The sequence below is a fragment of the Devosia enhydra genome, assembly GCF_900119845.1.
Taxonomy (GTDB): Bacteria; Pseudomonadota; Alphaproteobacteria; order Rhizobiales; family Devosiaceae; genus FPKU01.
Map to the genome: position 1 here is coordinate 735488 of NZ_FPKU01000003.1, position 14451 is coordinate 749938.

Genomic DNA, 14451 nt, shown 5'->3' on the forward strand with positions numbered 1-14451 from the left:
TTCCGGCAAAACCGGGATGGGGTTTTGCGTTTATCTCCGCAATCAATGTGCCAGTGGACCTCGCCCTTCGAGACGCGGCGCTGCCAGCCATTCGAGCATAGCTCTCATGGCCTTCCTGCGCTCCGGGCGCTCCAGTGGTGCGCCCGGACCCTTTCGGGTCGCTCGGAAGCCTCGGGGTGAGGTCCGAGCGTCAAAGGCACAGCACGAGGCTCAGCGTATCCCAGCAGCGCAGGGCGGCGGGTGCGCCAGGCATGGGCCTTTTCATAAGCGTCGGCGACGGCGAGCAGCAAAGGCTCCTCGAAGGGTCTTGCGGCGAGCTGGATCGAGAGCGGCAGGCCCTCGGCGCCGAAGCCGGCACAGACCGAAATGGCCGGCTGGCCGGTGACGTTGAAGGGCGCGGTAAAGGGCGGCAGGTCGAGATTGCGCAGCTTCTGGTCGCCGAAAAGCGGCTTGGCCTCGGCCGGCGTGCTGGTGGTGAGGAGGATATCCACGCCCTCCATCACACGCGCCACTTCGAGCACCATCTCGCGCCGCCGCCTCTGGGCCTGCACGTAGTCGACCCCTGAAATCAGCGCCCCGGGGGTGAGCCGGCTGCGCAGCAATTCGCCATATTCGCCATAGCGGCTGCGCAGATCGCCCTGGTGCACGGCCGCGGCCTCGACCGTGATCAGCACATGCGAGACGGCATTGAACGCCTGGAGCGAGGGCAGCGTCACGCTCGTGATTTCGGCGCCGGCCTCGGCAAAGAACGCGGCGGCCTCGCCGATCGCGCCCAGAACCGCCGGATTGGCGGGGTTATCGGTTTCGTGGAAATGGCCGACCACCCCGATGCGCAGGCCCTTGAGGCTGCGCCCCAGATTGCCGGTGAAATCGGGCATGTCGTGGCGGCTCGAGGATGGATCCCCAGGATCATGCCCGGCCATGGCGTTCATCATCAGCGCGCAGTCCTCGGCCGTCCACGCCATGGGCCCGGCATGATCGAGCGAGAACGAGAGCGGCAGCACGCCCTTGCGCGAGAGCACGCCGTAGGTCGGCTTGAGCCCGGCGATGCCGCAATGGCCCGAAGGCACGCGCACCGATCCGCCCGTGTCGGAGCCGGTGCCGCCCAGGATGAAACCCGCGGCAACGCCCGCCGCCGTGCCCGAGGAGGAACCCGCGGTCATCCGCTCGATGCCCCACGGGTTGCGGGCGGGCGGCCAGTTGAGATCGAAGCTCGGGCCGCCCATGGCAAACTCATAGGTGGTGAGCTTGCCCATCATCAGCGTGCCGGCCTCGGCGAGGCGGTGCACCAGCGTCGCATCCTCGTCGGGCACGTAGTCGGCGAGGATGCGGCTCTGCGCCGTGGTGCGGATGCCTTTGGTGCAGAAAATATCCTTGTGGCCGATGGGGATGCCATCGAGCGGACCCAGCAATTCGCCCGACATCATCCGGGCCTCGGCGGCCCGCGCCTCGTCACCTGCGCGCTCGAAGGTGGGGGTCACGAAGACATGCAGCGTCTCTTCGAGCGCCTCGATGCGCTCGCGGCACTGGTCGAGGAGTTCGACGGGCGAAAGCGCCTTCTTGGCAAAAAGCGCATGGGCTTCGGCGATTGTGGGAATGGCCATCAGCGCTGCTCCGGATCGAAGGTCGCCGCAGGTTCGGCGAAGCGGTCGACCCCCGCGCCGCTGACGCGGTCGAGCATGGTTTCGAGATAGCCCCAGCTACCCTGGTGCAGGGCGGCGATCTGTTCGGGTGTCATCGGCAGGCCGGCGCGGCGCACCAGCGCGGCAAGGTCGTCAAGGCTGAGGCGCGGCGGCATGGCAAACTCCCCCAGGCGGCGGACCGCTACGGCCCTCGTTCCGCAATGAGGAGAGATTGGCGCAGTTTCTTACGGATTTCGAGATGGAATCTCGAAATCACGCAAGAAATCGGCGTTCTTGACCTCCATGTCGATCATCCGGCCGCTACCTCCGGGCGGAATGGCAAGCTGGATGCGATGGGTGGCGCGGGCATAGAGCTCGGGCGCCTGCTGGGGCCATTCGACGAGCACGATGGCCTCGGGGGTATCGAGCAGGCCGAGCTCGTCGATCTCGTGCGGATCGGCGATGCGATAGAGATCGGAATGCAGCACGGGCGTGCCCGCCGGTGTCTCGTAGGGCTGCACCAGCGCAAAGGTGGGCGAGGGCACATCGAGATCGGCATCGGCACAGAGGGCGCGGATGATGGCGCGGGCCAGCGCCGTCTTGCCGGCGCCCAGATCGCCTTCGAGCAGAACCATATCGCCCGGCACGAGGCGGCCCGCGAGCGCCTGCCCGAAGCGGACGGTCGCGGCATCGTCGGCGAGCCAATATTGCGTCATCTACTCGGCGGCGCCTGCCATGGCCGCGGTCTGGGGCAGGTTGACCACGACGCGGGTGCCGCGCGGTTCGCGCGCTTCCATCGAGACGGTGCCGCCATGCAGGTGCACGAAGCTGCGCACGATGGCGAGGCCGAGCCCCGCCCCGCGCTGGCGGGCCGAAAGGTCCTCGCCGCCCGAAAGCGCCGCCCGCATCTCCTCGGTCGGGCCGGGGCCCTCATCCTCGACGATGAACACGACGCGTCCACCGCGCGCTTCGGCCGAAAGCCGCACCCGGCCGCCCTTTTCCGAAAAGCGCGCCGCGCTTGAGAGCAAATTGTAGAGCACCTGCACGAGCCGCGTGCCATCGGCGACGAGGGGCGGCAGCCCGAGCGGAATATCGAGTTCGAGCGCGATGGCCCGCTCGCCATCGATCTCGGGGAAGGTCGCGGCCAGCCCGGCCCGCGCCTTTTCCACCAGCTGGCGAATATCCTGCGGCTCGGTGCGCAGCTGCGCGATGCCGGCATCGACGGTCGCGAGATCGAGGATGTTGTCGATGAGCACGCCCAGCGTGACGCTCGAGGCCTGGATATAGTCGGTATAGGCGCGCTGGCGGGCGTTGAGGGGGCCGAACTCCTCCGAAGCGAGGAGATGGGCAAAGCCGATGATGTCGGTCAGAGGCGAACGCAGCTCGTAGGAGACATTCTGCACGAAGGCATCCTTGAGCCGGTCGGCGGTGACGAGGGCGTCGTTGTGCTCCTTGAGCAGGCGGCTGTAATTGGCGCTCTCGGTGACATCCAGGAAGGTCATCATGGTCTGCCCGTCGGGCAGGCGCACAAGGTTGTAGTCGAGCAGCCGCCCGTCGGACCGGCTGACGCGGCCCGAGGTATCGGTGCGGGCCGGGGTCAGGTCGATGATGCCGCGCTTGAGGTCACGCCAGAGCGAGGGGCCATCCTCGGGCAGGCCGCGTGTGCTGGCTTCGGCGATGCGGTCGATATGCGGATTGGGGCCGAGCTCGCGCAGGCTCAGAGACCACATCGTCTCGAATTGCGGGTTCGAGAGGGTCAGCCGGCCATTGGTGCCGAACACCGCCACGGCCTCGGTCAGCGCATTGAGGGTCGAACGCTGCACATCTAGCAGCGCGCGGTTGATCGAGCGCAGGTTGAGCTGGGCGGTGATGTCCTCGAACACATAGATCACCCCGCCGCGCCCACCGGCCGGGGCAGCGATGACCTGCAGCGTGCGCCCATCGGGCAGGTGCCAGGGGTCGCTCTCGCGTGCGGTCTTGAGGGTATAGGATTCGAGGTGGCGGGCGCGCCAGCCGTGATAGTCGGGCTCGGCCGGCAGCAGGCTCTCGGTGCGCAGGCGATCGAGAATGGTGCGTTCGTCGGGGCCGGTGCGCAGCCAGTCGGGATCGAGCCCCCAGAGATCGGCATAGGCGCGGTTGAACTGAATCAGTTCGCGCCGGGAACTGAAGATTGCGATGGGGGTGGCGAGGGCATCGATGATGCCGCCCAGATGTCCGCCGGCCGGATCGGCGCCCGGTGCCGGCATGTCACGCCGCTCGGGGGTGAGAAGCCCCAGCCGCTGCCCGCCGATATCCACCTCCTGCCAGGCGAAGGCACCGGCCGGTCCGAGCTGGCAGCGTCCGCTGCGCTCGGCGCCCGGCGGGGTCACGAGATCGACCAGCGCCCCCTGCCCCGAGGCGCGACCCAGCGAGGCCACCAGCGTGCCATAGGCGGGGTTGGCGTGGCTCAGCCGCCCGTCGCGCCCGCGCACCCAGGCGGGCAGGCTCAGGGCATCGGCAAGGGGCCTCAGATCGATTTCGGGCACTGTGGTCGGTGCTGCGGGAGCAGCGGGAGTCGCAGCCTGCGGTTCATCCTCGAGCCTCAAGCGAATGGCGACGCCCCCACCCAGAACCCAGCCAGCGGCGCGCACGAGCCGCCCGTCGCGGGTCTTGAGGCTCGTCTCGAAGGACCGGCCATGCACGCGCAGGCCCTCGACGGCCCCCGAGAGCAGCTTGGCCTGTGTGTCGGTGGTCCAGGAGGCGAAATCGAGCACCGCCTCGGGCCGTCGGCCAGCGGGCACAAGTTCGGCCACCGTGCCCAGGATGCGCGGGCTGCCGCCCGTCTCGCTCCAGAGGAGCGTAACTTCGCGTCCCCCCGCAAGCAGGGCTTCGTATTCGTCGAGCAGGGCCCGCAGCGAGGCGACCTGGGCGGCCGAATCACGTTCGGCGGCGAGCCGGTCGCGCTTGAGACGGCGAAAGAGGATGAGGGCGAGCAGCGCGAACGCGCCGCCCCCAAGGGCGACAGCGAGCGGCACGGTGCCAATCAGCTTGGCGACATTGAGGGACTGCGCAAGAGCCGGAACGGTCGATAATAGAACCATGGGGGCCGCGGCCAATACCGCGAATCCCCGCCTGTTCCGGAACAATTCCGGCGCCATAAGCTGCCCCTTTATACCGCATTTTGCCGCTTACTCGCCGGCGCCGGTCAACAGCGCCTCACTACAGCGCCAGGAGCGGGAACCCGTGACGGGCGGCTCCGGCGTCGTCGGCACAACACAGGGCCGACGAATCAACGGCAAGATAGCGGCCGGGGATTCACGGCAAAAGGGGCATCTTGCCTGTTGAAAGCGGGCATAGGCCCGCTTTCGAGGGTTGACCTCGGTCCGAACAGTGAACGAAGCGTTAACGGACCCGTGATCGGCTCAGTAGCGATACTGGTCCGGCTTGAACGGCCCTTCGCTCGAAACGCCGATATAATCTGCCTGGCTCTTGGTGAGCGTGGTGAGCTTGGCGCCCAGCTTGGGCAGGTGAAGGGCCGCCACCTTCTCGTCGAGATGCTTGGGCAGCACATGCACCTTGTGCTCGAGGCGTTCGCCATTGAGCCACAGCTCGATCTGCGCCAGCGTCTGGTTGGAGAAGGACGCCGACATCACAAAGCTCGGATGCCCGGTGGCATTGCCCAGATTGACCAGCCGGCCTTCCGACAGCAGCACGATGCGCTTGCCCGAGGGCAGCTCGATGAGATCGACCTGCGGCTTGACATTGGTCCACTTGAAGTTGCGCAGCGCGGCAACCTGGATCTCGTTGTCGAAGTGCCCGATATTGCACACGATGGCCATGTCGCGCATCTCGCGCACATGGTCGACGGTGACCACGTCGCGGTTGCCGGTGGCGGTCACCACGATATCGGCGCGCGGCGCGGCCTCCTCGAGCGTCACCACCTCATAGCCGTCCATGGCCGCCTGCAGCGCGCAGATGGGGTCGACTTCAGTCACCAGCACGCGAGCGCCGGCGCCGCGCAGCGACTGCGCCGACCCCTTGCCGACATCGCCATAGCCGCACACGATGGCGACCTTGCCGGCCAGCATCACGTCGGTGCCGCGGCGGATAGCGTCCACGAGGCTCTCGCGGGTGCCGTATTTGTTGTCGAACTTGCTCTTGGTGACGCTGTCGTTGACGTTGATCGCCGGGAAGGGCAGTTCGCCCTTCTGCTGCAGCTGGTAGAGCCGCATCACGCCCGTGGTGGTCTCTTCCGAGACGCCGCGGATGTTGGCGCGGATGCGCGAGTAAAACCCCGGATGGGTCGAAAGACGCTGCTTGATGGTGGCAAAAAAGATCTCCTCTTCCTCATTGCCCGGCTTGTCGAGGATGGAGGGATCGGTTTCGGCGCGCGCGCCGGTCAGCACCAGCATGGTGGCGTCCCCGCCATCATCGAGGATCATGTTGGGCGTGCCGCCATCGCCCCAATCCATCATGCGGTCGGTATAGGCCCAGTATTCCTCGAGCGACTCGCCCTTCTTGGCAAAGACGGGGATGCCGGCGGCGGCGATGGCGGCGGCCGCATGATCCTGGGTCGAGAAGATGTTGCACGACACCCAGCGGATATCGGCTCCGAGCGCCTTGAGCGTCTCGATCAGCACGGCGGTCTGGATGGTCATGTGCAGCGAGCCGGCGATGCGGGCGCCCTTGAGCGGCTGGCTCGGCGCGAATTCCTCGCGGATGGCCATCAGGCCCGGCATCTCGTGCTCGGCCATCAGGATTTCCTTGCGGCCGAAATCGGCGAGGCCGATGTCCTTGACGATGTAGTCGGTGAAGGCGGCCATGACGGGCACTCCAGGCAGATGATCTTGGAAAGGGCGGATTTGCGCGGGTTATACGCGCGGCGCCCGGCCGGATCAACCGGATATAAAGAAAACCTTATATCCTTGCCACCGGCCGCTTTGCGGCCAAATCCCTCCGGTGGAGGGATTTGAGGTGGCAAGGCCATGAGCGCTATGCGCGAATGGCGCTAGGAGCGATCCGGCGCAGCCGGACGAAAGCCTCCGGTGAAGGCTTTCGAGCGCAGCAAGGCCACGAGAGCTAGGCTCGAGTGGCGCAAGCCAGCCGACCTACGCGCAATCCTAATCCGCCTCGCGATACCGACGCCGGTGTCGGCGCGAAAAGGGCAGCATGCAGAAACGGATGAGGCCCGAAAAGACGAGATAACCCAGCCCCAGGCCAGCGCCGGCCCAGGCCAGGCCCTCGGCCGTCACGGGCAAGGCCGGCTTGTAGGCGGACAGCGTGCGCTGCCCGATATCGGTATCGAGGAAGGCGGGCAGAAGCGTCACGCGGGTCCAGGGGTCGGCCGTCTCGATCCGCGCGAGGGTTGCCGACAGGGTCTCGTAGCGGCGGAACGTGGCTTCCATCGACCGGCCGCGCCCGCCCACGAAATCGTCGCCGGTGGCGGTAAAGCGCGCCAGCGCCTGCTGCCGGCTGAGGCCGGCCTCGCTCGCAGCGCGGTCGAAATCAGCGGTGATGATGCGCAACTCATCGACGGCGCCGCCCAGCCGCTGGGTGTATTGCTGGGCATATTCGGGGAACTGACCGAGGGCGAGCCCGATCAGCGCGCCGCCCAGAAGGCTCAGCGTTCTGCGCATCGTGGCGCTCCCATGGCCCACTCCATTGTCATCCGGCCAGTCTAGCCGGAAGTGCCGAGCCAATCCTTAATGCGCAGGGCGAGACCGCAGTTGCTCGCGCTCAGGCGGAGAGCCCCTCATTGTCTTCGTCAAAGCCGTTCTCGACGAGCAAAGTGATGGCATCGAGCGCCTCGCGCGCCTGCCGGCCGGAGGCCTGCACGAGAATGGTCGAGCCCGGCCCGGCCCCCAGCATCATCAGCCCCATGATCGAGCTGCCATCGACGGTCTGGCCATCGCGGGTAACCTTGATCGCGGCATCGAAGCACTCGGCCGTGCGCACGAAGCGGGCCGAGGCGCGGGCATGCAGGCCCTTGCGGTTGACGATGGTCATCTGCTGCGCGACGGCGCGGCCGGGGCTGGCGGAGGTGTTCATGCCGATAATGCTAGCGGATTTCTGGGCTCAAGAAAATTGCCCGAATCGCCGGGCGAACGGCAAAATAGTGAGCCCTGTCAGGCGCCCAGCGTCTCGCTCGCCACATTGATATATTTGCGGCCGGCCTCGGCGGCGTCGCGCACCGCCTGCTTGATCGGGGTCTCGCCGCGCACGCGCGCCAGCTTGACCAGCATGGGCAGGTTGACCCCGGCGATCACCTCGATGGCACGGCTCTGCATGACGGAAATCGCAAGGTTCGAGGGCGTGCCGCCGAACATGTCGGTGAGGATCACCACCCCCTGCCCGTCATCGGCGGCATCGACCGCCGAAAGGATGTCCTGGCGGCGGGCTTCCATGTCGTCATCGGGGCCGATGCAGACCGCCTCGACCCGCTCCTGAGGGCCCACGACATGTTCGAGCGCCGATTTGAATTCGACGGCCAGCGCCCCATGCGTCACAAGAACCAGACCAATCATCGCGTATCCCTAGGCTCGCCATGCCAGTCCGGCACCCCGGCGCGGAGTCTCACCTCATGGGGGCGCCGTTTCAAGTGGTTTTTTGACGCAGCGGATCGGCCGGCAGAAGGCGCAGCGCCTCGCGCACCAGCAGCATCTGGTGGCCCAGTTCCACCAGCCCGTTGCGCGGCACCGGGCAACGCGACAATTTGACCCCCGCAACGGTCACCGACTGCTCGGTTTCCTCGGGCATGCGGTCGAGCGCGTCCACGAGGTCGACGATGAGATCGACAGGGGCCGATTGCCGCCAGGGCCGCGCGACGATGCCCCGCCCGCGCAATTCGATGAGCCCGGCTATGCGCGGGGGTGCCAGCATCAGCAAGCCCCCCTCCTCCGGCGCGATATCGAGCCGATCATCACCCACAAGGGCAGCCGGCCGCCCGAGATCCTCCCAGAGCGTCAGGAGGGAGAGCGCCAGCAGCGACTTGCCTGCCCCCGACGGCCCGCGGATGACGAGGCCCGCCGCGTCGAGCACGATGCCGGTGGCGTGGATGTTGATGCGCGTATCCATGGCGTCCCCCCAGATGCCGGCGGGCGCTATTTGCGGCTTCGCTGAGCGCCCTTCTCGTCGCCGCCGCGCGGCAGCGTCACGGTGAACCGTGCGCCGCTGCGATCGGTGCGGTTTTCGGCACGGATCGTACCATTATGCGCGGTGATGATCTGCCGCGAAATGGAGAGGCCGAGGCCGGAATGGTCGCCGAACTTCTCGGCGTCGGGGCGGTCGGTATAAAAGCGCTGGAAGATGCGCGTGATGTCGCCGCGAATGCCCGGCCCCTCGTCGGTGACGGTAACGGTGAGCGTGTCCTCGACCGTCTCGACGCGGATGGCGACCGTGCCGCCGTCGGGGGAAAACGACACGGCGTTGTCGATCAGGTTGTTGAACACCTGCGCGAGCCGGCTGTCATGGCCCAGAACCACCGGGGGCTGGCGCATCTCGGCGAGGTCGAGCACCACATCGACATTGCGCTTCTTGCCCAGATCCTTCTGTATCGAGGCCAGGGTTTCGAGCAGCAAAGCCACATCGACGCGCTCGGAGGTGCCGCGGGCCAGCTCGGCATCGAGCCGGCTGGCATTGGAGATGTCCGAGATCAGCCGATCGAGCCGGCGCACGTCATGCTGGATGATGGCGGTGAGGCGCTCGCGATCCTCGCTTTTTTTCGCCAGCGGCAGCGTCTCGACGGCCGAACGCAGAGAGGTCAGCGGGTTCTTGAGCTCATGGGCGACGTCGGCGGCAAAGCGCTCGATGGCTTCGATGCGGTTGTAGAGCGCCTCGGTCATCGCGCGCAGCGCCTTTGAGAGGTGCCCGACCTCGTCGCTCCGGTCGGTAAAATCGGGGATTTCAGCCCGGCTGTTCATGGAATCCTGCACCTTCTCGGCGGCCTCAGAGAGGCGGCGCAGCGGGCCGGCAATGGTGCCGGCGAGCAGCAGCGAGAGAATGACGGTCACCGAGGCTGCGATCATGGCGATACGCAGCAGGCCCCAGCGCTCGGTGGCGACGATGGCGTCGATATCGCCCGGCTGGGTTGAGAGCAGCAGCACGCCCACGGTGGCGCGTACGCGCTGGATGGGCACGGCGACCGAGACTACAAGCCGGCGCTGGCCATCGACACGCACGAGATCGGCCACCGACCCCGAGAGCGCGGCGGCCACTTCGGGATAGCGGCGGCCCTCATCGGCGCCATATTCCTGATAGGTGGGGAAATTGTCCCCCGGCATCCAGGCGAGCAGCCCGTTCCACCAGCGCCAGAGGAAGAATTCCTCGGCCTGCCCGGCAGCGGCCGGACCGCGCAGGATTTCCCCGCGCGCATAGATATTGGCGCTGTCGAGGATCAGCAGCCCGCCCTGGTCATAGATGCGGGCGCGGGTGCGGGTCGGCGTCACGAGGTTGCGCAGCAGCGGCGCGACGCGCTCGGGATTGATCGGGAATTCAAGCCCCGGATCGAAAAACGACAGCGAGGAGAAATTATTGCCCGGCTGCAATTCGAGCAGCCGATCCGGGTTGACGGTGATGACGTCGGAGTTGACCGTCGCCGAGGCGGCAATCGCCGCCGCGATGATTTCGCCCTGCACCCTGAGGCTCTGCACGCGGGCGTCGATCAGGCCTGCGCGCCACTGGTTGAGATAGAGGATGCCCACCACCAGCACCATGAGGCCGGCGAGGTTGAGCACCACGATGCGGTTGGTGAGGCTCGAAAACAGCGTGATCGAGAGCAGCCGGGTGACGGCGCGGGCCGCGACCGAAACCCCGCGCGCCACCGCCCTCAAAGGCCGCGGCCACGTGAAGCCCCGCCGGCGAGGCGCATCTGCCTCGTCGGAGGTGGCGTCAGCCTCGTGCTGGCTGATGGCCAAGGGGGCTCCTATTGCTCCTTGAAGCGGTAGCCGACCCCGTAGAGGGTCTCGATCATCTCGAAATCGTCGTCCACCGCCTTGAACTTCTTGCGCAGCCGCTTGATGTGGCTGTCGATGGTGCGATCATCGACATAGACTTGGTCGTCATAAGCGGCATCCATGAGCGCGTTGCGGCTCTTGACCACGCCGGGGCGCAGCGCCAGGGCCTGAAGGATCAGGAACTCGGTGACGGTGAGGGTCACGCGCTGCGACTTCCAGGTGCAGGTGTGGCGCTCTTCGTCCATCACAAGGGCGCCGCGCTCGATCAGCGCCTTGCCGGGCGCCGGCTGTTCGGGGGCGGTACCGGGCATGGCCTGGGGATCGCGGGGCGCGGCCCGGCGCAGGATGGATTTGACGCGCTCGACCAGAAGGCGCTGGCTGAAGGGCTTGGTGATGAAATCGTCGGCGCCCATCTTGAGCCCGAACAATTCGTCGATTTCCTCGTCCTTGGAGGTGAGGAAGATCACCGGCACGTCGGATTTCTGGCGCAGGCGACGCAGCAGTTCCATGCCGTCCATGCGCGGCATCTTGATGTCGAGAATGGCCAGATCGGGACGGTCATTGGTCAGGCCCTCGAGCCCCGATGCCCCGTCGGTATAGGTCGAGACAGCATAACCCTCCGCCTCGAGCGTCAGAGATACCGAGGTGAGGATATTGCGGTCGTCATCGACCAGGGCGATCTTGGGCATTCAAATCCCTTTCCTGCTTGCGCCGGGAGGCAGCGAGCCTCCCCGATTCCACGGGTGAGGTAGACTGCCACAATTCCACATAAATAAGGCGCAGGCGCCAAGTGTTCCATGCCGGGCGCGCCAGAATTGCGCGCCGGCAGCCGAAAACACAGGAAAACGGGACCTCAGGCTGCGCGCGAGGCGGCCTCGGGTCCGGTCAGAATGGCATGGAGTTCGGCAGGATCGCTGGTGTTGCGCAGCTTGGCCACCATGTCCTCGGTGCGCAACAGGCGGGCAACGCGGGCCAGCGCCTTGAGATGATCGGCACCCGAGCCGAGCGGCGCGAGCAGCATGACCACGAGGTCGACGGGCTGGTCGTCCACCGCGTCGAAATCGACCGGATGCTCGAGGCGGGCGAAGACCGAGACCACGCGCGGCAGCGCGGCATATTTGCCGTGCGGCACGGCAATGCCGTTGCCCAGCCCCGTGGAGCCCAGTTCCTCACGCGCGGCGAGCGCCTCGTAGATGGCCTCGCCGGGCTCGTCGAGCTCGGCGGCGGCAATGTCGGCGAGACGGCGGAGGAGCGTGTCCTTGGTCATCGGTTCCGTGAAAACGACCACGGACCGTTCGCTCAGGATGTCGTTCAGTTCCATTGAAGGCCCTACGTTCATTCGCCCATCGCCCACGCCCTGATAAGAACGCAGGGATGCACGGGCTCATGCAGTGTCGCGACGCATTCCCTCCGGGGCCTCCAGCCCCGGAAGGCGGGCAATATCCTGCCCGGTTGCGCTATCAAGCGCGGTCACCCGGGGCTCAATTGGCCCTGAGCGCGGGATCGATCCAACCGATGTTCCCGTCGGCGCGGCGGTAGACCACATTTAGCCCGCCATGTCCAGCATGGCGGAACATCACCATTTCAGACTGGGTGAGGTCGAGTTCCATCACCGCCTCGCCCACGCTCATCTGGCGCAGGTTGGAGGTCGCCTCGGCGATCACCGGGGGCGCGTAATCCTCGTCGAGTTCCTCGTCGTCGCTCGAGGCGGCCAGCACATAGCTCTGCGCCGCGACGACGTCGGCCTGGCCGGTGCCGCGATGGTGGCTCTTGAGCTTGCGGTTGTAGCGGCGCAGGCGCTTTTCGATGGCGTTGGCCATGATCTCGTAGGCAAGGGTGGGATCGGCGCCATAGGCGCTGGCGCGCAGCACCGCTCCGCTGTCGAGATGCACAACCGATTGGGCGTTGTAGCCGGACCCTTCCGGCTCGAGGGTGAGGTGTCCGCTATAGCCTCCGTCGAAATATTTGGTCACGACGGCGTCGATATGCTCCTCAGCCTTGCTGCGCAGCGCATCGCCAACATCCATGTTCTTGCCGGAAACCCTGACGGTCATGGAAATCCTCTCCTCTGGTGGTGCCGAAGGCCGGGTCATCGGACTTCGGCGTCTAGTGCCCGCCCGCTCGGACCCTAAAGTCTTCGCGCGGCGCGCCGTGCGCCGGAAGAACGCCTCCCGCAGCGCTTCGGCTCCTTTGGAGGTGGTCATGCCGACCCATGGAGTCTAGCCCAAGCCGAACCGGGTTTGAATCGGAACCGGTCGGTACGGCGCCGATTTCGCCCTGGCAGTGCCGATAAGAGAAGGAAATGGCCGTAAAGCGGGCCCTATCGGATCATTTCGGCCATGGCCCGCTTCTGGCGCCGACGGATCACCGAGGAGGGGATGTTCATGCCCTCGCGATATTTTGCCACGGTGCGCCGGGCCACTTCGATGCCCTGCTCCTTTTGCAGCATCTCGGCGATGGTATCGTCCGAAAGGATGGCGTCGGGTGGTTCGGCATCCACCAGTTGCCGGATACGGTGGCGCACGGTCTCGGCCGAATGATCGGCGTCGCCACTGCTCGAGGCCAGGGCGGTGGTGAAGAAATATTTGAGTTCGAACAAGCCCCTGGGCGTGGCGATATATTTGTTCGAGGTCACCCGCGACACGGTGGATTCGTGCATCTCGATAGCGTCGGCGACCATTCTGAGGGTCATCGGGCGCAGATGGGTGACGCCATGGGCGAGGAAGCCGTCCTGCTGGCGCACGATCTCGGTTGCCACCTTGAGGATGGTCTGGGCCCGCTGGTCGAGGCTCTTGGCAAGCCAGTTGGCAGATGCGAGGCAATCGACGAGAAAGCTCTTTTCCGCCCCGTCGCGGGTGCGTCGGCTGACGCTCGCATAATATTCGCGATTGACCAGGACGCGCGGCAGGATGTCGCTGTTGAGCTCGAGCTGCCAGCCCCCGAGCGGAGCCGGGCGGACATAGACATCGGGCACGACGGTTTCGACCGGACCCGATTCGAAGGCGCGGCCAGGGCGGGGATCGAGCCGGCGCAGTTCGGCCAGCATGTCGAGCAGATCCTCCCGGTCGCACGCCACGGCACGGGCCAGCGAGGGCAGGTCGTGCGCGGCCACGAGATCGAGCCGCTCGATGAGCCGCGCCATCATCGGATCGAGCCGGTTCTTTTCGCGCAACTGAATGGCGAGGCACTCGGCCAGGTCGCGGGCGAAAACCCCGGCCGGATCGCAGCCCTGCACTTTTTTCAGCACGGCCTCGACCAGTTCAACAGGCGCGCCGAGCTGGAGGGCTATGGCTTCTACGGGCTGGCCGAGATACCCGGCCTCATCGAGGCTCTGCGCCAGAAATTGGGCGATGAGCCGCTCGCGTGGATCGGTGAGGATGAGCCCGATCTGGGACGAAAGATGCTCGGCGAGCGTCGGGCGGGCGGCGACATACTGGTCGATATCAGCGGCTTCCGTGCTCTCGCCGGTCCCGTTGGCGCCGATGCGCTCCGCTCCCCCAGCCTCCGGACGGTCCTGCGCCACCTGCTCGGGAAAGACGTTCTCGACTTCGGTATCGTAGCCGCTGGCGATGCTGTCGGCCGATTGCACGCGATCACCGTGAGCGACCGTGTCCTCATAGGCCGAAAGCTCGACGGGGCGCTCCGGCCGGTCGGCGAGGTCGCTCTCGGCCGATTGCGCAGCCTCCGAGCCCTCGGACGCACCCTCCTGCCCGTCCTGCCGTTCGAGCAGCGGATTGCGCAGGAGTTCGGCTTCGACGAAGGCATTGAGCTCGAGATGACCCAGCTGCAGCAGCCGGATCGACTGCATCAGCTGTGGCGTCAGCGTCAATGACTGAGCCTGCCGCACCTCGAGGCGCGGAGTGAGCCCCATGCCCGTCTCCCAACAGATTTCGCTTCCC

General features: G+C 66.4%; 14 protein-coding genes. All 14 read right to left on the reverse strand.

Features of this window, described 5'->3' with window-relative positions; genetic code table 11:
- Nucleotides 1-104: 104 nt before the first annotated feature.
- The 14 genes from BT183_RS18280 to rpoN all read right to left on the reverse strand — a co-directional run bounded on the left by BT183_RS18280 (nucleotide 105) and on the right by rpoN (nucleotide 14423).
- Nucleotides 105-1604: an amidase gene (locus BT183_RS18280; protein ID WP_072346132.1), complete on the reverse strand. Its 1500-nt coding sequence runs from the start codon at nucleotides 1602-1604 to the stop codon at nucleotides 105-107.
- A complete protein-coding gene (locus tag BT183_RS18285; RefSeq protein ID WP_072346134.1) occupies nucleotides 1604-1798 on the reverse strand; it encodes a hypothetical protein in 195 nt (64 codons plus the stop codon). The genes BT183_RS18280 and BT183_RS18285 overlap by 1 nt, the downstream gene beginning before the upstream one ends.
- A 69-nt stretch (nucleotides 1799-1867) precedes the next feature.
- A complete protein-coding gene (gene tsaE / locus BT183_RS18290) occupies nucleotides 1868-2338 on the reverse strand; it encodes a tRNA (adenosine(37)-N6)-threonylcarbamoyltransferase complex ATPase subunit type 1 TsaE (RefSeq protein WP_072346136.1) in 471 nt (156 codons plus the stop codon).
- Complete coding sequence (locus tag BT183_RS18295; protein ID WP_072346138.1) at nucleotides 2339-4702, reverse strand: sensor histidine kinase; 2364 nt, start codon at nucleotides 4700-4702, stop codon at nucleotides 2339-2341.
- 321 nt (nucleotides 4703-5023) lie between these two features.
- On the reverse strand, nucleotides 5024-6424 hold the full coding sequence (gene ahcY / locus BT183_RS18300) for an adenosylhomocysteinase (protein WP_072346140.1): 1401 nt from the start codon (nucleotides 6422-6424) through the stop codon (nucleotides 5024-5026).
- A 297-nt stretch (nucleotides 6425-6721) separates the two neighbouring features.
- The gene (locus BT183_RS18305; protein ID WP_072346142.1) at nucleotides 6722-7237 is read right to left on the reverse strand and encodes a DUF2937 family protein; all 516 of its coding nucleotides are present in this window, start codon (nucleotides 7235-7237) and stop codon (nucleotides 6722-6724) included.
- 100 nt (nucleotides 7238-7337) lie between these two features.
- A complete protein-coding gene (locus BT183_RS18310) occupies nucleotides 7338-7649 on the reverse strand; it encodes an HPr family phosphocarrier protein (protein WP_072346144.1) in 312 nt (103 codons plus the stop codon).
- 77 nt (nucleotides 7650-7726) lie between these two features.
- A complete protein-coding gene (locus tag BT183_RS18315) occupies nucleotides 7727-8125 on the reverse strand; it encodes a PTS sugar transporter subunit IIA (protein WP_072346146.1) in 399 nt (132 codons plus the stop codon).
- A 70-nt stretch (nucleotides 8126-8195) separates the two neighbouring features.
- A complete protein-coding gene (locus BT183_RS18320; protein WP_072346148.1) occupies nucleotides 8196-8675 on the reverse strand; it encodes an HPr kinase/phosphorylase in 480 nt (159 codons plus the stop codon).
- Between the two features lie 26 nt (nucleotides 8676-8701).
- Entirely contained in the window at nucleotides 8702-10513 is a 1812-nt protein-coding gene (locus tag BT183_RS18325) for a sensor histidine kinase (RefSeq protein WP_244545381.1), read from the reverse strand.
- A gap of 8 nt (nucleotides 10514-10521) precedes the next feature.
- Nucleotides 10522-11241, reverse strand: coding sequence for a response regulator transcription factor (locus tag BT183_RS18330; protein ID WP_072346150.1), 720 nt, complete (start codon nucleotides 11239-11241; stop codon nucleotides 10522-10524).
- A gap of 164 nt (nucleotides 11242-11405) precedes the next feature.
- Complete coding sequence (locus tag BT183_RS18335) at nucleotides 11406-11873, reverse strand: PTS sugar transporter subunit IIA (RefSeq protein WP_072346152.1); 468 nt, start codon at nucleotides 11871-11873, stop codon at nucleotides 11406-11408.
- 160 nt (nucleotides 11874-12033) lie between these two features.
- Entirely contained in the window at nucleotides 12034-12606 is a 573-nt protein-coding gene (gene hpf / locus BT183_RS18340; protein WP_072346154.1) for a ribosome hibernation-promoting factor, HPF/YfiA family, read from the reverse strand.
- A 266-nt stretch (nucleotides 12607-12872) separates the two neighbouring features.
- The gene (gene rpoN, locus BT183_RS18345) at nucleotides 12873-14423 is read right to left on the reverse strand and encodes an RNA polymerase factor sigma-54 (protein WP_072346155.1); all 1551 of its coding nucleotides are present in this window, start codon (nucleotides 14421-14423) and stop codon (nucleotides 12873-12875) included.
- Nucleotides 14424-14451: the final 28 nt, after the last annotated feature.